The organism is Paenibacillus oenotherae (assembly GCF_019443105.1).
GTDB lineage: Bacteria > Bacillota > Bacilli > Paenibacillales > Paenibacillaceae > Paenibacillus_Z > Paenibacillus_Z oenotherae.
In genome coordinates this window covers 97,043-115,627 of sequence record NZ_JAHZIJ010000015.1, presented here as the reverse complement: position 1 = coordinate 115,627, position 18,585 = coordinate 97,043, and the positions used below count along the sequence as shown (strand labels likewise).

The 18,585-nt window shown below is 48.2% G+C and carries 14 protein-coding genes; 5 read left to right on the top strand and 9 right to left on the bottom strand.

Annotation, left to right across the window (positions count from 1 at the left end; all coding sequences use genetic code 11):
• The 7 genes from K0T92_RS18465 to K0T92_RS18435 form a co-directional block, all read right to left on the bottom strand.
• Positions 1-189: hypothetical protein (locus K0T92_RS18465; RefSeq protein WP_219873948.1), on the bottom strand; the 189-nt coding region annotated here is incomplete at its 3' end.
• 151 nt (positions 190-340) lie between these two features.
• Positions 341-1,540 carry a macrolide family glycosyltransferase gene (locus tag K0T92_RS18460; protein ID WP_219873947.1) on the bottom strand — a complete coding sequence of 400 codons (1,200 nt, stop codon included), beginning with the start codon at positions 1,538-1,540 and terminating at the stop codon, positions 341-343.
• A gap of 25 nt (positions 1,541-1,565) precedes the next feature.
• A complete protein-coding gene (locus K0T92_RS18455; protein WP_219873946.1) occupies positions 1,566-3,806 on the bottom strand; it encodes a protein kinase domain-containing protein in 2,241 nt (746 codons plus the stop codon).
• Between the two features lie 465 nt (positions 3,807-4,271).
• Positions 4,272-4,493, bottom strand: coding sequence for a hypothetical protein (locus K0T92_RS18450; protein WP_219873945.1), 222 nt, complete (start codon positions 4,491-4,493; stop codon positions 4,272-4,274).
• 98 nt (positions 4,494-4,591) lie between these two features.
• Positions 4,592-8,611, bottom strand: a complete 4,020-nt coding sequence (locus tag K0T92_RS18445) for a cadherin-like beta sandwich domain-containing protein (RefSeq protein ID WP_219873944.1) — start codon at positions 8,609-8,611, stop codon at positions 4,592-4,594.
• Between the two features lie 73 nt (positions 8,612-8,684).
• On the bottom strand, positions 8,685-9,281 hold the full coding sequence (locus tag K0T92_RS18440) for a TetR/AcrR family transcriptional regulator (RefSeq protein WP_219873943.1): 597 nt from the start codon (positions 9,279-9,281) through the stop codon (positions 8,685-8,687).
• 192 nt (positions 9,282-9,473) lie between these two features.
• Positions 9,474-10,253, bottom strand: a complete 780-nt coding sequence (locus K0T92_RS18435) for an alpha/beta fold hydrolase (protein WP_219873942.1) — start codon at positions 10,251-10,253, stop codon at positions 9,474-9,476.
• Between the two features lie 248 nt (positions 10,254-10,501).
• Between K0T92_RS18435 and K0T92_RS18430 the strand changes: the two genes are divergently transcribed.
• From K0T92_RS18430 to K0T92_RS18420, 3 genes are read left to right on the top strand one after another with little or no spacing between them, the layout of a single operon-like run.
• Positions 10,502-11,356 carry an ABC transporter ATP-binding protein gene (locus K0T92_RS18430; RefSeq protein WP_219873941.1) on the top strand — a complete coding sequence of 285 codons (855 nt, stop codon included), beginning with the start codon at positions 10,502-10,504 and terminating at the stop codon, positions 11,354-11,356.
• Positions 11,349-12,002, top strand: a complete 654-nt coding sequence (locus tag K0T92_RS18425) for an ABC-2 transporter permease (protein ID WP_219873940.1) — start codon at positions 11,349-11,351, stop codon at positions 12,000-12,002. Before K0T92_RS18430 ends, K0T92_RS18425 begins: the two co-directional genes overlap by 8 nt.
• Positions 12,002-12,367, top strand: a complete 366-nt coding sequence (locus K0T92_RS18420) for a GntR family transcriptional regulator (RefSeq protein WP_219873939.1) — start codon at positions 12,002-12,004, stop codon at positions 12,365-12,367. Before K0T92_RS18425 ends, K0T92_RS18420 begins: the two co-directional genes overlap by 1 nt.
• 106 nt (positions 12,368-12,473) lie before the next feature.
• On the opposite strand, the gene K0T92_RS18415 is transcribed toward K0T92_RS18420, so the two are convergent.
• Positions 12,474-13,343 carry a YitT family protein gene (locus K0T92_RS18415; protein WP_425517667.1) on the bottom strand — a complete coding sequence of 290 codons (870 nt, stop codon included), beginning with the start codon at positions 13,341-13,343 and terminating at the stop codon, positions 12,474-12,476.
• 934 nt (positions 13,344-14,277) lie between these two features.
• A complete protein-coding gene (locus tag K0T92_RS18410; protein ID WP_246628258.1) occupies positions 14,278-14,700 on the bottom strand; it encodes a DoxX family protein in 423 nt (140 codons plus the stop codon).
• Between the two features lie 501 nt (positions 14,701-15,201).
• On the opposite strand from K0T92_RS18410, the gene K0T92_RS18405 reads away from it, so the two are divergent.
• Positions 15,202-15,594: a response regulator gene (locus tag K0T92_RS18405; protein ID WP_219873937.1), complete on the top strand. Its 393-nt coding sequence runs from the start codon at positions 15,202-15,204 to the stop codon at positions 15,592-15,594.
• On the top strand, positions 15,587-18,577 hold the full coding sequence (locus K0T92_RS18400; RefSeq protein ID WP_219873936.1) for an ATP-binding protein: 2,991 nt from the start codon (positions 15,587-15,589) through the stop codon (positions 18,575-18,577). Before K0T92_RS18405 ends, K0T92_RS18400 begins: the two co-directional genes overlap by 8 nt.
• Positions 18,578-18,585: the final 8 nt, after the last annotated feature.

Here is an 18,585-nt window from a genome sequence, read left to right as displayed (position 1 = left end):
GATACGATTGTAGGCAAGAGGTTTCCTTTCCGTAGGGGTGTCGTTACTATCTACGGTACAGGAACCTCTTCTTTTTGTAAAATTCCCCTCTGTATTTGGTGCTTGTGGTTCTTTGCAAAATTTCTGCGATTTCCCCTCAAATTCATGCTTCATCGCAGGAATATTACCAATATGGCGTCTTCTAAACAAAATTCCTGCACATTCGCAGGCTTCTTACTCCGTCACTCACATCATTGGGGACTGACTCATTGGATATTGGACTTTTCGGACAGCCTCGTACGTTTTATGCGCGCCATGACTGGATTCGAACCCGGAATGCACAGTTTAAGTAAGTGAAGAGTTATTTAATGCCTAGACTTCGCTTATACGAGAAGATCTCCTCCACAGCCCGTGGATACCCGCCTGAGGCCCGGAACGAATCGCCAATTTCAACGGATAGCTTACGAATTGACGCATCCTTTAGTACCCCTTCCGCTGCCTCTCTGAGATCCCTTGCGGTTAAGCCTTCTTGCTTCAAGTGAATGCCTGCACCGATATCCGCCACACGTCGCGCCACAGCAGGCTGGTCGGCGCTTTGGGGAAGTACAATTAGCGGCACACCATAATACAGCCCTTCGCTGGTACTGTTCATGCCGCCATGTGTGATAAACAATTTGGCGTGCTGCAGAACTTCGATTTGCGGTACATAGTTGCGAACGATAACATTCGCAGGAATGTCTCCCAATTCCGCAATCTCGGTTTGTCTGCCGACAGATAGAATCACGGTGTACTTCGTTTCGGCGAACGCGTCAAAACAAAGCCTGTAAAAATCCATCGCTTGATTGAATATTGTGCCGAGTGAAATGTAAATCAGATGATCCGTGTCCACAGGAGTGAAATCAAATTGACCGTGTGAGCGCGGCACGAAAGACGGCCCCACAAACTTAAACGTGTCGTCGAAGCCTTCTCCATCAGGCTGGAAACTTTTCGACGTGTAGACGATGGTCATTGGCGCGGGATTGCAAAAAACCTCGTAGGCAGAGCCAACTTGCACATTATATTTCGCTTGCACGTTACTCGCCAGTTGTTGAAACTCCTGTTGTTCACGTTCATTCACCTCTGCTGGAAAATGACGCGAGAGATGGTCTTGCAGACTATCAAAGCTGTTTTCTTGAATGGCAAAGCTCGTGCACGAGTTGATTGCAGGCAGGCCGAATATTTGTGCAAGCAAACGCCCGCAGCCGAACATCGAGTCGTGAATGATGTAATCAAAACTTTCTCCTTTTGTCTGCTCCAGAACACTGGGAATGACGATGTCGGCAGTGCGCAATAGCCCGCCTGCTCGAGCCCAGGGATTTCGGCCTCCAGCAAGGAACGCCTCCAAAAATTTGCCGCTATCGAACGTGATCACCTCTGCACCCGTTGGCTCGACACGATCACGAAATTGTTCAGCTACAAAGTAAACGACCTCTTCACCACGACGGATAAGCTCTTCTACCACACCGAGGGTCGGATTGATATGCCCTTCAGAACCTCCATTGATCAGCAAAACACGAGCCATTCTCATCACTCCTGCAGTCAATTATCTATTTGGAATATTGTTCAGATGCAATTCTGATTTTCTCAAGTAATTGTTCTTCAGATAGACCCATATAGTATTCGTTTGATAATCGAGATGCCCGTCTGTTACACTCCAAATGGAAGCACCATCCAGAAAGTAAGTCAAAATAAATGTCATCAATATGATGTAAATTTGATTTTTTCCCTAACGAATTTTCAAAGGCGCTAAACTCCCATCCTTTGTATACGAATCCGTGTGGTTGTACATGATCCATCTCTTCCGTTATTAATCTTAAATTCCCATCAGTCTGTATAACGACTCGATTATAAATTTTGTCGTTAGCGTTTATTAACAACTCAGTTAATTCATCTTTAGTAAAATGAACAGCAGGTTTCTTTACTCGATGCATATCCACATCAAAATACAGCCGATTAGCAATTTTGTCACTGCCATCAAAATTGAACAACAAGTCATTCAACATATTTATATAATCTTCACATTCATTAAAATCATAGATCTTTAAAAGCTCTTTTGCGTCTATTCTTCCATGAAGTACTCGCTCAAGGTTGCCCGTCGAATCAATGATTAACTTATTATCATGAGATACATAGTAAACATTTTCAAAATACTGGTCGTTCATTTCAATTGTGAAATATACTTCTCCCGGTATTGTCTGCTGGGGGGGAGTTGGCATCTTTACGCTTGAAACAATTTCTTCCCATTTACTTTTCAAATCTTTTTTTAGCCGTTCATATTCCTTTCTTTCAATTTCTCGTTGCGCTCGTTCCCTCTCCTTTTTTTCTTGCCTTATTCGTCTAGCCTTATCCGGGTTTTCATTAGTCCATTGCTGGTGTCGTATCATTTCCTTTATATGGTCATGAAACGCGTTCGATGTCATATTATTATGTCTTCCATCATATGTTGCAGATATCGTATTATAAGTTGAACCTTTTGCAAAAAAAGCAAAAGAACCCTTTAACGATAACAATATTTCTCTAGCATCTTTGGGAATAGGCTGACCATCGACTTCTCCATAATATTTATGGTACGGTTCGACATAAACACCCGGACTTAGTTCGAGCACGGGTTCATAATACCTTTCTTGATTACCATATAGTCCAGTTGGATGAAGCTCTTTCGTTTCTAAATAGAAATAATTCCACTCAGGGGCATCAGCAAACGTAATAAGATGAAGCTTCTCAGGCATCAACTTTTTTATTGAATAATCGAAATGCAGTTCGATATAGCTTAATTCATTTGATAAAGTGCACTTTGTAAGATCTAAACCTCCTCCTCCAGGCACAAAAACATGATTTAATGAGTCGATCTTACTAATCAGATCCAATAGGTGCACAATATCATCAGGAGAAGTCCATACGATAACTTCAGGGGATGTATGAGGCAGGATTTTCCTAAATATATAATTCCATTCAAGTAAATTTTTCCGTTTAAAATCTTGTGATATTTCAAACCACTCTTTAATAACTTTATTGAATTCAATGATATCGAGTCTTTCACTGGGTATATTAGAAGTGCATTTTTCAATTAATTCATGCAAAGATACAAAAAATCCCTTCCCTCTATAATTGGAAATGTTAAACTTTTCGATACCATCTGAATATTGCCCTTCAAACCCGGCCTTTTCACCAGTTAACAAAATCCATAGCGTCTTGGCTAATGAGTAGATATCAGCTGCCTTGCCATCTGAATTTTTCGCATCCCTCTTCATTTCTGGAGCAATCGTATATTTGGGGCCAACTGACTCACCTTTTGCAGTTAAATCAGTTTTTTGAGGGTATTCTACCAATCCAAAATCACCGAATGCCCATTTATCATTATAATAATACAAATTGTTTGGTTTAATATCTCTGTGGACGATACCATTTTCGTGCAGCTGCATAAGTGTAGAAGATAATTGCTCCATACACTCCATAATGTCATACATACTAGAGTCGTCGTTTATTATATGTGCAAGTGGTGTAGCAATGGGCATCGAATACCAGGGGGTGTTTTTGAATGGATCAGGAGGCAGGAAGCATTCAATGATGGGCACAATTCCAGAAATAGCTGTCTGATTAGATTTAACTACCTGAACCTCATCTTTAAATCTCTTATATTTCTTATTAAAGGCGGGATACTTTCCAACCTTCAGTACTTTTACAGCGAATAAATTCCCCTCAATATCCTTCGCCTTATAGACATTGGCATTGCCTCCCGAACCTAAAAGCTCGATAATCTTGTATTTTCCAATCTTATTACCGATCAATTGTCTTCCTCCTAAAGGATTTTTTCAGCATATGTATAACTTACTAATCACTATTGCTCCAATTTCTACAAATTATAACATCAATCCAATCTGTTATGACTTTGAAAGTAAGGTGCATGCCATGGAAATCAATCTTTTATTGAAGGACGTCGAAAGATAAAGAAAACGGCTAGCTCGGTCACACGTCGGCGGTCAAACCTCGATGTGTAATGCTGCCAGAGTGCAGGTATTTTCGAGTTCTGGCCTACTGTAGAGCAAATGCCTGCCAAAGTGCAGGTATTTCACCTCAGTTTCCCCTTAACGGCCCATTTTTTCTCAAATTCATGCATGATCGCAGGAGTTTTGCCATTATGGCGTCTTGTAAACAGAAATTCATGCACTTTCGCAGGCTTCTTACTCTGTCACTCTGATTTCCGCCAACGATCACATGATTGAGTACGTCGCAGTTATTGGGCGAGCCTTTCCTTACCCGATCCCTTTGATTCTAATGAGTTGCTGCTCGCTGGCCTCCAGCAGTTCTGTTGTTGTCGGAAAGTGTTCAAACAGTTCTTGGATGGCATAGCTGTCCTGCTCTTCACGAAGGGATTCCGATAGCAAACGTTTGATTTCTTCGGTACGATAATAATCCAAATGAAAAAACACCGGGAAAGCCCGGTGTTTTGCGTTACGTTTATGGTGGAGCTCCATATTCGCTTCGTCCGCGCGGGCGAACCCCTGATCTCATCCTTGCCAGCGATCCGCTCTCCAGCGCAGGTCAGTTTCACTGCCCCAAGACACCGCATTCTCTAACGGGATGAATCAATGGAACCAATCGCTTGCAGCGTTCTGATGAACACAGCTGCCGCCTGCGCGCGCGTCGTTTCCCCCAGCGGGCTGAACATAGTTGCGGATGTTCCAGTCATGATCCGAAGCTGAACCATCAGACCTATATCCTCTAAATATGCCACGTTCGCGCTTCCGATATCCTTGAACCCGTCCAGGCTCATGACGCCTTGTGCCAGCTTCGGCTGCTCAAGCGCAATCACTGCAGCGAGCATGGTCGCCATTTCCTCCCGGGTCAGCGATTGCTCGGGCAAGAAGCGATCTCCGCTCGCGAAGCCCAGCAAGCCAAGCTCTTTCGCCGTGGCTACTGCGCCGAAGTACCACGCGCCAGGCTTCACATCGTCATACGGCGCTGAACTTGAACTGCCAGTTGCTATGCCTCGACCTAGCGACCGGACTAGCATCGCTGTGAATTCCGCTCTCGTCACGGATTGGTTCGGCGCGTATTTCCCGCCGCCGACACCTTCGACGAGTCCTTTCGCCGCAGCGAGCTCCACGAACGGCCGCCCCCAGTGCTTGACCGTATCGTTAAAGCTAATCTCATTATTCGCCACGACGTACACGCTGTTGGAGGTCGAGCTGATCGTCACGTACAGAACGCCGTCGATCGTCACCGTCTTGGCGGGAACGAACTCGAACTGCTTCGCCGCCGCGTTATAGCGGAACGCCCCCCATTGCTCCGGCATGCCGGTTACGCTCTTGGGCATCGGGATCAGCCTTGCAATCGCTTGGCTGAATTGATCCGCCGATCCGATTGCCTGGCCTGTCCTCGTATTCATGATGTCCATATGAAAATCTACGATAGCCCCCATCACGACTCCGTTCGGCAGCCCGGCAGCGAACGCTGAACGAATCTCTGTATCCCCTGACTTGTCGGTCAGGGAAATTTTGAAGCTGATATCCTCGGCTTTAAGGCCGTTCTTGGCAAGCAGATATTCCAGTCCCGGGATCAGCGACGCCAGATTGACCGGCACCCGGTAGCTGCCGTAGGGTGTCTTGATTTCGATCATAAAAGTCTCGTTCTCGCCCGCAAAGCCGGTTAAGACTTCCGCTGGAAAGCTGACGTGAGCCGTCCCGTTCTTAGGCGTCACTTCAAGCGTGACTGACGGCTTCGAGGTGTCAATCGTGTCCAGATTCAACTTGGTGCCGTTCAAGTCAATGAACGGGGCTTCCACCGTTGGCGTCGAACTGCCGCCTCCGCTCGTCGAAGGCAACGGCGAGCGCGTTACCGTCACGTTGTACGTCTTCGTTGTTCCATTCTCAGCGGTGACGATGATCGCAATCGTATTGCTCCCCACACTCAGGTCAACCGACACTGTTCCAGCAGTCAACGACTTGCCGTTTACTGTCACGGTCGCGGCGCTGTCCGCTAATGTCGGCGTGACCGCGATGCTGTTCACGCTATTGGCCACGCTCGCCGTGTAATCAATCGTGCCTGGCCCGAACTCCGGGCTCAGCATACCGCCGCTCGACAACGTCAAGCCGCTCAGGTTCACATTCCCGCTCGCCTCTCGTGTCACCGTTATGGTGGTTGTCTTCGTTGTCCCATTCTCGGCGGTGACGACGATCGCAATCGTGTTGCTTCCCACGCTCAGATCGACAGACACAGTTCCAGCCGTCAGCGACTTGCCGTTTACCGTCACGGTCGCTGTGCTGTCCGCTAATGTCGGCGTGACCGTGATGCTGTTCACGCTATTGGCCACATTCGCCGTGTAATCGATCGTGCCTGGCCCGAACTCCGGGCTCAGCATACCGCCGCTCGACAGCATCAAGCCGCTCAGGTTCGCATTGCCGCTCGTCTCTCGTGTCACCGTTAAGGTGGTTGTCTTCGTCGTACCATTCTCGGCGGTCACGATGATCGTAATCGTGTTGTTCCCCACGTTTAACTCGACTGATACCGCTCCGGCTGTCAACGATTCGCCGTTTACTGTCACGGTCGCGGTGCTATCCGCGAGTGTCGGTGTGATCGCGATGCTGTTCACGCTATTGGCCACGCTCGCCGTGTAATCGATCGTGCCCGGCGCGAACACCGGGCTCAGCGTGCCGCTCGACAACGCCAAACCGCTCAGGTTCGCATTCCCGCTCGCCTCCCGTGTCACCGTCACCGTAGTTGTCTTCGTCGTGCCGCTCTGGGCAGTCACGATGATCGTAATCGTGTTGCTCCCCACGTTCAGATCGACAGACGCCGTTCCGGCTGTCAGCGATTGGCCGTTCACCGTCACAGCTGCGGTGCTGTCCGCGAGTGTCGGCGTGACCGTGATGCTATTCACGCTATTGGCCACGCTCGCCGTGTAGCCCGTCGTACCTGGCCCGAACACCGGGCTCAGCGTACCGCTCGACAGCGTCAAGCCGCTCAGGTTCGCGTTCGCCGACGGCGCCCGCGTGACAGCGACCGTGTAGTCTTTACTTGTGACGCCGTCCTCAGCCGTAACGGTTACCATGATCGCCTTCGTGCCGACCGGAAGCGAGATCGGAGCGGATAGATTGCCGCTAAGCGTCGCCATGCCGTCTACGCTGATCGTTGCCCGGTTGTCATTGAACGGCCTCAAGGAAATTGCCGTAACGCTATTGCCCACATTCGCCGTGTAAGCGGTTGTTCCCGCTGCGAACGGTTCATTAAGCGAACCAGAGCTTAGCGTTAGCCCGCTAAGTGCCGCATCCGTGAAGGGATCGCGTGTGATCTTGATCGAATAAGTTCTTGTCATGTCGTTAAAAGCCGAGACAACGACCGGAATAATATTGTCACCTTTGTGCAGCTGAATCGGCGATGAAGCGCTGCCGCCAGTTACGCCCGCGCCATCGACGGTAACGCTGGCATTGCTGCTGCCGAGTACCGGCGTAACCGTCGTCGAAGTTACATTGCTAGCCACACTAAGCGTATAATTCAGAATGCCCGGCGAGAATGGCGATGGTGTCAAACCACCTGCGCTGATCGTTAGATCAGATAGCTCGTTATCGACCGCAAGCTTCCGGACTGCGTTATGCGGAGCATTCATTTGCGAGAGCAGAGTGACATACATCGAACCCGTATCGTCGAACGCCATATCGGTCGCGATTTGACCAGACGGAGTGCTTCCGACCAAGGTAGAAACGATGTTCAAGTTCGCATCAAGCTTGGAGACGACGGATGATCCGCTCCTTTCCCCCACATAGAGGCTCCCGCCATAGCCGACTTCTATCCCCTTAGGATTATTAAAAGGCTGGTTCGCCAATACCGTCGGCGTGCCTCCGCTAACCGATAATTTGATAATTTTGCCGTTATCGGAACCAGCCCTTTGAACACTGATGTAGAGCGTCGAGCCATCGACCGCTAGTCCGACAGGACTATTGATAGTCGCGTCTAACGGGCCGGGATCAAGATCCCCGGACCAAACATCCGGACTGCTCGCAGGAGCGAAGGAGGAAGCATCGAACTTCAGAATACGGCCGTTATTCGTATCTGCGACGTACAGATCGTTACCGCTCACCGCGATGCCTTGCGGGTAACTAAGCGTTCCGACCGAGGGCATAACGCCACTGCCATTCCATTCGAGCATATTGCTAAGTGAATAGGCGGAACCCGAATAACTAACATCAAACCGAAAGAGAGAATTTTTATCTGTTACATATACGTGTCCGTTGCCATCGAAGCGTATAGCCATCGGCTCCGAGAAATAGGCAGGTAAAGGCGCCTCTAGTACTTGCGTCACTTGGCCGTCCGTATTCATCACAAGGATACTGCGATTCCCAGAATCTGTTATGAATAAACTTCCATTGACCGGTTCGAAATCGACTCCGAACAATGCAATGTCCGTTCCTATCAGAGCGGGAGGATCGCCAGCCGTTCCTCCACCCGTGATCCAATTTCCGGCCGCTTTCGCAGGGTTAACGCACATGATCAAGGCAATAAGCAATGCGGCGGCAATCGTCGCGGTCATCCATGCCTTTCGCCAAATCGTCGAATGGCGCGTGGCGGTGTTTAGGGAAGCTGCTTTGGGGTTCATGGGCTCAATCTTCTATCCCTTCATAATAAAATGGGTACTGCTCCAAATCGAAAAATTAATTTAGCCGCGCTGTTCAAGACATCAGCCTAACCAGGCCTTGAATATGCGCCTTCATATCCGTTTCTCCGAACAGCTTCGAGAACACGGTAAACCCTTCGTTGAACGCAATCACTTGCTTAGCCGTCAGAAGCGTATCCTTCTCCTTCGGAATCCATCCTTGCAACTGCAAGACACGGATGAACTGCTCGATTCCCGAGACCCAATCCCGGTATTTCTCCCTGAGCAGGCTCTGGATTTCTGGATTTTCTCTCGTATGCTGGTAGAAATCGGCCAGTACGACTATCCAGTTATCGACACCCTGCAGCATTTCGTCGAGCCGCGCAAGCGTAATCGCAACGACTTCCTCCAGCGTCGTATCCGCCGGGCTATATGCCTTAGGCACATCTGTCCAGCCGCTCGTAATTTGCATCTGATAATCCAGCACCTGCAGGAAAATCTGTTCTTTCGTCTTGAAATGAACATAGAATGCACCGTTCGTATGTCCGGTCTGCGCTACGATATCTCCAATCGTTGTTGAAGAGAACCCCTTGGCCGAGAAGCACTTCATCCCGGCTTCCAAGAGCTGTCGATAGGTCGCTTCTCTTTTTAGTTGAAACTTGTTTTTGATCAACTGCATCTCTCCTTGCTATCTTTCGAGAACCGTCGCTAGTCCGAATAAATACATTCATGAATGTATTTATTTTATTAGTAGAATTCACCAGCCGTCAATTGCGAATTTTCGGCTTGAATTGACCTATACGCCAAACAGCCCCGCCTAATAGATAAGAGGAGGCTGCTTGACGCTTGCATGTCGAATTGAGGATTAATTAAGAAAGCCTGAAAGCAGCGGAAGCAGTTTTTTTGCGTTGACCATGTGGTCTTGGCCTGCAAGCTTTACAAATTTCACGTTTGGAATGGCCTTCGTTAGCTGGTAGCCGACATCATGTATGGAGGCGGGGCTTTTCTCGCCAACGATGATCTGTGTTGGTACGGCAATTCGGGCAGCCCGTTCAACGGGCGGCAAGTCCTGCGTTAGAGCAATATCATAGGCAAGGGTTGGGGCCAGTGCTTTCATCGTTCGCCAACCGGGAAATAGCGGCAGCAGCCAAACAAATATTTTGGGCATTCCGATGCCCTTCAAAAAAGTGCGCATTGCTTCCGCCCTTTTGCCGTGATCAAGAAGCTTATATATGGTTTGGCTTAATTGTTTGTATTCGGCCTTCTCCTTCTCGTCATGGACATAAGACGCATCATACATCACTACTTTTTGCACTTTGCTGCCAAGCCGCAGCGCAGCTTCCAGCGCCAGCACGGCACCCGAAGAATGGCCGTACAAATACGCCTTGCCGCCTGCTGCATCAATCATAGCTTCGATATCTTCAATTTCACGTTCTATAGAATAAGGCAGCGTGTTGCCACTATCGCCGCGTCCACGACGGTCGTAATTATACACCGTGAATTCAGCTGCAAAAACTCGGGCATCCTGTACGATCGGCTTAAATGATCGGTAGCAGCTCGCTCCCGTTATGTAAATGAGCGCCGGACCATTACCGTAGACATCGTAGGCTAAGGTTGTGCCGTCTTTTGACCGGGTTGTTTTCATCGATATCTCCTTTCCTCTCGAACCATGCATGATCGTTGCATAAGGGGGATGAATCTTCCATAATTCCAATTATATCAAAGCTATAGGTATGGATTTCTTTTCGATTGCTATATAACGGCCCATTCGCAGCGTGCGGCACGCGTATTTCTCCAACTCCATAAATCTGATAAAAACAATTGACACAAGAACTGTCTTAATGATACATTGTGCATGCACGATATACACAATTTTGGACTGGAGGGCATGCTATGCTGGCATTGGATATTCGAAATTTAAATAAGAAATACGAGCATTTTCAATTGAAGAACGTATCTTTCCAACTGGAAAAGGGTTATATTATGGGATTTATCGGGGCCAACGGTGCTGGAAAAACAACCACGATCAAATCCATTTTGAATTTGACTCGAATAGACAGCGGCGAGATTCACATTATGGGCAAGGAGATCAAGGAACACGAGCTCCAATTGAAGCAAGAAATTGGCTTTGCATTCGGAGACATCCATTTCTATACTCGCAATAAAATCAAAACGTTAACGAACGTAATCAAAAGTTTTTATCACAACTGGGATGATAAAGCCTATTACAATTATTTGCGGCGATTTAATTTGAATGAAGACAAAAAAATAGCTGAGTTATCAACGGGAATGAAAGTAAAATACAGCCTGGCTCTTGCTTTATCGCACGGCGCAAAGCTTCTTATTCTTGATGAGCCTACAAGCGGACTTGATCCGGTTGCAAGAGACAATCTGTTGGATATTTTTCAGGAGCTGGTGGAAGATGGAGAAATCAGCATTCTGTTCTCGACTCATATTACAACCGACCTGGAGAAATGCGCGGATTATATAACGTTTATCAATAACGGACAAATTATTAACAGCTCGGAGAAAGAAGAATTTATTGATACGTATCGCCTGGTCAATGGGAAGGTGGAGCAATTGGATGGGATCAAAGACCAGTTAATCGCCTACAAGAAGAATTCATTCGGCTTTACAGGCCTAATCCATACGAAAGACTTTGATCCAGCTTTGGATATCAAGTCAACTCTGCCTAGTCTTGAGGAAATTATGATCTATTTCGCGAGGAAGGAGGATGCGCATGTATAACTTACTAATGAAAGAACTAAAGCTCGGCGTAAGTCCTTTCTTTTATATCCTGCCGTTTTTGACAGGCGCTTTAATGCTGATTCCCGCATGGTTATATTTCCTTGTCGTCCTTTACTTCTGTTTTCTCACGGTACCGAATATGTTTGCAGGGTATAAATCTCAGAATGACCTGATATTCACAAGCATGCTGCCAGTAACCAAGAGGGACATTGTAAAAGCGAAGGTATCCGTTATTGTAATCCTGGAACTCATGCATATTGTTGTCGCAATGCTATATGGCATGATTACGATTCGCTTGTATCCGGATCTGACCTACTATTTCTTCAAACCAACCTTAGGTTTCTGGGGACTATGTTTCATCATGCTTGCGATCTTCAATATTATCCTTATATCCATGTATTATAAAACAGCGTTTAAATACGGCGCAGCAGCGGTTGCATCCATTACAGCTGCGATGCTGTTTGCCGGAGGCGCAGAATGGCTCGGCATACAGAATTCGTACGTATATGAACTGTTCAAAGGAACGGGTACTGATCGTTTGGCAACCCACTTATCGATTCTGATCATGGGCATCGGGATATTTGCGATATTTACGATTATCGCTTATCATATTGCCATCAAACGGTTTGAGAAAGTGGAAATATAATGAACATTGCAATTTCGAACACCTCTGATAAACCGATCTACCAGCAGCTTTTTGAACAAATCAGCGCACAAATTCTTAAGGGTGAACTAGGCAATGGGTACAGCTTGCCACCGATACGACAAGCAGCCACGGAGCTTCGTGTCAGTATCATTACCGTAAAAAAAGCGTGGGAAGAGCTCGAACGGCTCGGTTTGATTTACACCGTAACCGGCAAAGGATGTTTTGTAGCCGAGCTCTCGCCTCGCGAGATGCTTCAAAAGCGCAATGAAATGATCTTGAAGCAGATGGCCATTGACACCTCCTATTACAAATCCTTCGGTCTCACGATAGAAGAAGTTTTTGAACTCTTAAAGGAAGTTTATTGAGATCGGATCAAAAAAACCACATCCATTATAGGTGAGCAGCCCCCCAACCGTTAGACACGATCTAACAATTGGGGGGCTGTTCACCATAGGACGTGGTTGATTTGACTTAATGGATATCCTTCTTCTTAAAGCTCCCGCCTTTTACCTCTGCCACTTCGTACACCATTATAAAAGCATCCTCGTCAATTTCATTAATAATTTCCTTCATCTTTCGTTCTTCCAGACGGTTAATGACGCATGTGATTTCCTTGAAATGCTCATTCGTATATCCGCCTTGCACCGTACTATATGTAGCACCGCGACCCAAGCGATCACGAATGGCCTCGATCATGTCTTCAGGATGCTTGGTAATGATTTTGAACGTTTTGGCTCCGCTCAAGCCTTCCTCGACGATATGTATCACTTTCGAAGCAATAAAGTAGGCAATACCCGATAAGATGGCTCCTTGCAAGCCGAATACGGCCGAAACGACGATGAATACGAATACGTTCAGGAACAGGATCAGATCACTTGTTCCGAAAGGCAGCTTCCGGGAAAGCAATACCGCCAGCATATCAATCCCGTCCAGCGCGCCGCCGTTCCGCAGAGCAAGACCCATTCCCAATCCAATAATGATGCCGCCGACTACAGTGACGAGCAGCGTATCCCCTTCGATGATCGGCTCAATATGATGCATAACGATGGTGCCGACAGCCAGTGAAGCAATGCCGAGCACGGAATACACGGCAAAGCTTTTTCCGATTTGCTTATAACCTAAATATACGAATGGGATATTAAGAACCGCAATCAGAACGCCGAGTGGCAGCCCGAAAGCCTTTGACCCTACGATGCTTAGACCCGTCACGCCACCGTCCGATACATTGTTCGGTATTAATACCGCTTCAAGGCCATAGGCAGTAATAAATGCGCCGATAATGACGACGAGTCCTCGTAATGCTAAATTTAATACTGCAGTTTGTTTGTGCTCTGTCTTCATTCTAGACCTCATTTCATCAATTTGAATGTTACCGATTCATGATACAGGCTAGCAAATAAATGCTCGATGCAATTGCCATTCTTTAACGGCCACTACATTTTGGATATTATTCACATTAAAATTTTAGACATCTATTGGTCTAAAGTCAATTCAATTAACGGCGGGGAGCGTGTGCGCTAAGGGCTTTACACTCTATGGAGCCAGGAGCTAACAGCTCTGATCCGCTCGAATTTACTCGCTGTCTACTATGGGGTATCCAAATTTCAGTTAAATGCTGATGGTGCGGTGCTTATTCGATGAGGATTGACTTCAGCTAACTAACTTCAATTCAGCAGGTAGAGCAAGAAGCCTGAGAAAGTGCAGGTATTGCGGGCTGAATAAGCGTTAGGTGGCAGAAAGCCTGCGAGGACGCAGGAATAGTAGGCGGGATTGATCGATAGAGGGAAAACACGGCGAAATTCCTGCTCCTTGGCAGGTATTCGCTCCTCAGTAGATCAGAATTCAATAATGCCTGCGCTTTGGCAGGCATTCAGATTGTGGAGACATTGCCCGGGCAGCTGTAGGCCAGATTGGTTTGAACTTCGCGTTCAAGTAGCGTTCAGAGCGGATGCCACTAAGGGGATCATCTATTAAGATGGTGAGCAAATGCGCACATATGGCTATACAATACGTTATTGTGAGTACAAACCAACTTCTTCGATAGGAATATGGTCTTGAATACCTCTCCTCTTACTACATCTTTCATGTGTCGCTTCCCGCCTAAACCTTGCTTTTTCAGCACATTATCTTCTTGGAAGCAGTTCACATGCGTGGACTGACTGCCTATGCCTTGTAAAACAAAAAACGGCATTTCTGCCGTTTGTGTTTAAGCTCTTAGCGAAGCGATAAATCTCGCACAAGCTCGTCTTCCCTGCCTGGGATGTGTGAACTTAACTTATCCAAAAGGATGAGGCAGTTCGTCTGCCAATAAGATGACTACTGCCACAGCTATTGCGAGATTCAATAAGGCCGGTATCACTTTTCCGATCGGATGTTTGACTCTGAAATGCGAGAGACACGCCAATAGCATCATAATAGCAATCAATATTCCGGTCCATGCTGCAATCCCCGGGTACCAGTAGCCGATAATGAGTCCCGCACATCCAACAAGTTGAACATAGCCAGTAATGACGCGGAACCATTGGGGAAGTTTAATCGAATCAAACAATTCAACCTGATGCCCAGCTCCTGCAATCTTGCTTCCGCCGAAGAATGCCATGGAGAAAAGCAGCCAGCTTTGAAGAACGATGGTCAGTATATACATTTGAACCCTCTTTTCTTTTATTTTAATCCGACACCAATCAGTGTCCTGTTTCATAATATAACACCATTAGGTGTCCTGTAAAGCATTTATTTTGTTGGTGAGGCTAGGAGTGCCTGTGATCATCAGACTGTTGACCTGCTCCTCGCCAGCGTACAATCCGCAATCCTAAACGCCGAGGCATGCGAGGAGCGAGCTAGGCGAAACATGCGAAACCGCAAGTTTTTGCTCACTTCTGGTCCCATGAAGGTGAAATGCCTGCCAGAGGGCAGGTATTTCACCTCAGTTTCTCCTTAACGGCCGATTCTTCCCCAAATTCATGCCTTATCGCAGGAATGTTACCATTATGGCGTCTTGTAACCAAAATTCATGCACATTTGCAGGTATCTTATCGCCTCCCCCTTTTTTTCATCCCCGCTTTCAATAAAACATGAAAAATCCGTAGCTTGGGAGTTTGTACGTTTTCGTTCATTTTGTCTAAATTTGCAGGAAACCGCGCGAAAAAAGTCGAAGCTTAGATATGATCGACATTACTACGTGTCCACGGAGGAAACCCGAATGACTATGATCAATCTGTTAATCGCGGAAGACGAAGCGGTTTTGCGCTTTTTATTGACGGAAACTTTAACGGACGAAGGGTACGCGGTCGCGGAAGCGGCCGACGGCCGCGAAGCGAAAGCGCAATTGGAGCAAGCGGAGTTCGACCTTATCATTCTCGATTTCATGATGCCGGAGATGACCGGGGTCGAGGTATGCGAGTGGCTGCGAGGATCCGACAATCCGAACCGGGAAAAGCCCGTCATTTTGTTAACGGCCAAAGCGCAGGACAAGGACCGGGAACGCGCCAAACAAGCCGGCGTTACGACTTATGTAGTCAAACCGTTCAGCCCGCTGAACCTGCTCGATATCGTCGAACAGCTGATTCCCAAAGGAAATAATCACAATGAATAAGGATAAAAGAGGCATAGCCAGCAACATCGCCAGATGGTCGTGGATCGTGTTCATTTCGTTTTCCCTTGTCGTCATACTTATCGATTTCACGGTCTACAATCGGCTTTCGGGCTTAAGAGACCGAATCGAGACTCAGATCGACAAGCAGGAACAAGCCGTCGAGGTCGAATGGAATTTTCAAAAGGTCGCATCGAACTATCGGGGGTATATCGCGTATGGACGCGAAGAGTTCCATACGGAAGAAGAGAACGCGCGCAAGTCGTTCCGTTCTGCACTCCCTGCATGGCAAACAGGATATGAAGGCGATACGGCAACCTCGCTGCAAATTGCTCGGATCGCCGACTTGGCGGAGAACTATTTTTCGAACATCGACAAGGGGATTGCGCTCAAAAAAGAAGAGCAAATGGACGAAATCAATACGCTGTCCCAGACGATCACGACGCCTCTCTTGAATCAGATCGGAGACGAATTCGATGCGATCCGCACGCAGCAGCAGCAGGCCATCCACGCTTTGCTGAAGGAAGAGAGAGCGTTAAGCACGATGCTGATCGTGATCCAGGTCGGCATCTTGATCGGTTTTCTCGCCATCGCTTTCCTGCTGTTGCGATATATTCATCGTTACGTCATCTCCCCTGTTCTGCTCATCAAAAAGGCGATCGAAGAGATTGGTTCCGGCAGCTATAACGTGCTGGCGTCCTCGAATAGGGAGGACGAAATCGGCCAGTTGACGAACGGCATCGTCCGCATGGCCGTCGAATTGGAGCGCCGGGACAATGACCTGAACGCGCAGCTGCGGCTGGTATCGGAACAGCATGACGAACTGGAAGCCCAGAATGAAGAGATCCTCGCACAGCAGCAAGAGCAGGAAGAAATTCTGCTCAAGCTGACGGAAAAAGAACGGCAGCTTTCGCTCATCAACTGGTATCAGCAGTTGTTGACGGGATACGGGGATATGGCGTTGTTCCTGCAACATACCGTCCCTGCTTTAGTCGAAGTGTTGAAGCACGACAGCTCCATGGTCGTCCTGAAGAACCAACGGGAACCGGGTACGTATGACATCCTTTATACCTATGGCTATTCGCAATCTCTTCCTGGCGAGCGGATCTCGGAACTCTACGGACCGGCTGCCAAAGCGATCACGGAGAAAAACCACCTGCGACGTGCGCGGCCGCTTTCCGGCATGGAACGCGGTGTGCACGCCGGTTACGAGTTCGCATACGACGATTATTATCCGCTTTATAGCAAAGAAGACGATGTCACCGGTTTTCTGCTGCTGACCAGCTATGGCTCGCATACCGGTACGCCGCATAACCAGTCCGTCGCCGAAGCGCTCGTCAAACAATTCTCGCTTGCTTTCTTCGCGCAATTGGCGCAAGAGGATCGGCTGCAAAACGCGAAACTGCTCGCGGTCCTGAATGACGAATTACAGAAAGAAAAGCTTGCGCTGCAAGAGCAAGGCGAACTGGTCGATGGCATCCTCTCGTCCACCCAGGAAGGCATGATCATGTGCAACGGACAAGGGGAAGTCCTGTTCGCGAACCGCAGATTCGTCGAATTGTTCGGCCCGGTGCAAATGGGCACCGCGCTCGATCAGGACCATGCGATCGCGGACAAAATCCAGCATGCGATTCGCGGTCAAGCGTCGGAATTCAGAGAACAATTCTCGTTTGCTTCAAACAGCGGCGCCGTCCGCTATTACGAGCTCTATGGCTGCGCCTTGAACGATCAAATTCACGGCAGTCGCTATCTGCTTTGTTTCCGCGATCGGACCGAGGAGGAGAAGGCGGATTTGCTCAAGAGCGAATTTGTCAGCATCGTTTCACATGAGCTTCGGACGCCGCTGGCGAGCGTCATCGGCTTCATCGAGATTTTGCTGCATCGGAAAGTAACGCCCGAGAAACAGAAGGTTTACATGGAGACGGTGTACAAAGAGGCGAACCGGCTGTCGAATCTGATCAATGATTTCCTGGATCTTCAGCGGATCGAATCGGGCAACTTGAAGCTCCAGCTTGTGCCGATCGACGTTGACAGATTCATCGAAGAGGTTGCGGCGACATGGCAGAGCAAACAAAGCCATGAAATCAGGCTGGAGCTTTCGGAACGCGCGAGTTTCGTCAAAGCGGATCAAGGCCAATTGACGCAGGTCCTTCATAACTTAATCAGCAATGCGATCAAATATTCGCCGCAAGCGACCGGCATCGACGTAAGAGTCGTCACTTCCGGGGACATCGTTCGGATCGAAGTCCAGGATTACGGTCTTGGAATCCCCGAAGGAGCAAAAGACCGCTTGTTCGACAAGTTCTACCGAGTCGATAATACCGATCGCCGGGAAATCGGAGGCACGGGACTGGGACTTGCCATCGTCAAGGAGATCGTGGAGGCGCATGGCGGCCGCATCGAGTTTACATCTCGACTAGGAGAGGGTAGCACGTTTGCCGTTACGTTCGAAGCTTACCCGATCCAGTCGTTAAGCAATCGGATTCTTATCCTGGAGGACGACGAGAACTTGCACAACATGATCGCGGCCTCTTTGGAAAACGACCAGCACCCGTCCTTGCACATCGAGACGGCGGAGGAAGCGATCATCAGTCTTGCCCATACGAAAGGGGAAGCTCCGCTGCTCTGTATCGTCGATCTCCAGCTCAGAGGCGCGAAGACCGGCTGGGATTTCGTTCACTCGCTCCTCAATCATGAAACCTATCGGACGACGCCCGTGATCATCGCATCGGTGCTGGAGCAGCCGGCCGATTTTATCGAGAAACCGAATGAGAAGTATCTCCAGAAGCCGTTCAACGTAGAAAAGCTGCTGCGGCTCATCAACAATATGCTCGGCGAGAAAGTCCCGGGGGCAAATTGGGTTCTCCCCTATCAAGACGAGAACAAGGTCAAGAGCATCCTCGAGGATCAAGGCTTGCAAGTCAAGGAATGGAAAGTAAGCGAAGATTTCATCGCTTGTTCAATCGATCCGCAAGACGACGAATGATAACGGAA

What these genes read in the sequence shown, in the direction of transcription:
- K0T92_RS18460 (WP_219873947.1), bottom strand. Translation starts at nt 1,540, where the DNA reads ATGGCTCGTGTTTTGCTGATCAATGGAGGTTCTGAAGGGCATATCAAT.
- K0T92_RS18450 (WP_219873945.1), bottom strand. Translation starts at nt 4,493, where the DNA reads ATGGAGCTCCACCATAAACGTAACGCAAAACACCGGGCTTTCCCGGTG.
- K0T92_RS18445 (WP_219873944.1), bottom strand. Translation starts at nt 8,611, where the DNA reads ATGAACCCCAAAGCAGCTTCCCTAAACACCGCCACGCGCCATTCGACG.
- K0T92_RS18435 (WP_219873942.1), bottom strand. Translation starts at nt 10,253, where the DNA reads ATGAAAACAACCCGGTCAAAAGACGGCACAACCTTAGCCTACGATGTC.
- K0T92_RS18430 (WP_219873941.1), top strand. Translation starts at nt 10,502, where the DNA reads ATGCTGGCATTGGATATTCGAAATTTAAATAAGAAATACGAGCATTTT.
- K0T92_RS18425 (WP_219873940.1), top strand. Translation starts at nt 11,349, where the DNA reads ATGTATAACTTACTAATGAAAGAACTAAAGCTCGGCGTAAGTCCTTTC.
- K0T92_RS18420 (WP_219873939.1), top strand. Translation starts at nt 12,002, where the DNA reads ATGAACATTGCAATTTCGAACACCTCTGATAAACCGATCTACCAGCAG.
- K0T92_RS18415 (WP_425517667.1), bottom strand. Translation starts at nt 13,343, where the DNA reads ATGAAGACAGAGCACAAACAAACTGCAGTATTAAATTTAGCATTACGA.
- K0T92_RS18410 (WP_246628258.1), bottom strand. Translation starts at nt 14,700, where the DNA reads ATGAAACAGGACACTGATTGGTGTCGGATTAAAATAAAAGAAAAGAGG.
- K0T92_RS18405 (WP_219873937.1), top strand. Translation starts at nt 15,202, where the DNA reads ATGACTATGATCAATCTGTTAATCGCGGAAGACGAAGCGGTTTTGCGC.
- K0T92_RS18400 (WP_219873936.1), top strand. Translation starts at nt 15,587, where the DNA reads ATGAATAAGGATAAAAGAGGCATAGCCAGCAACATCGCCAGATGGTCG.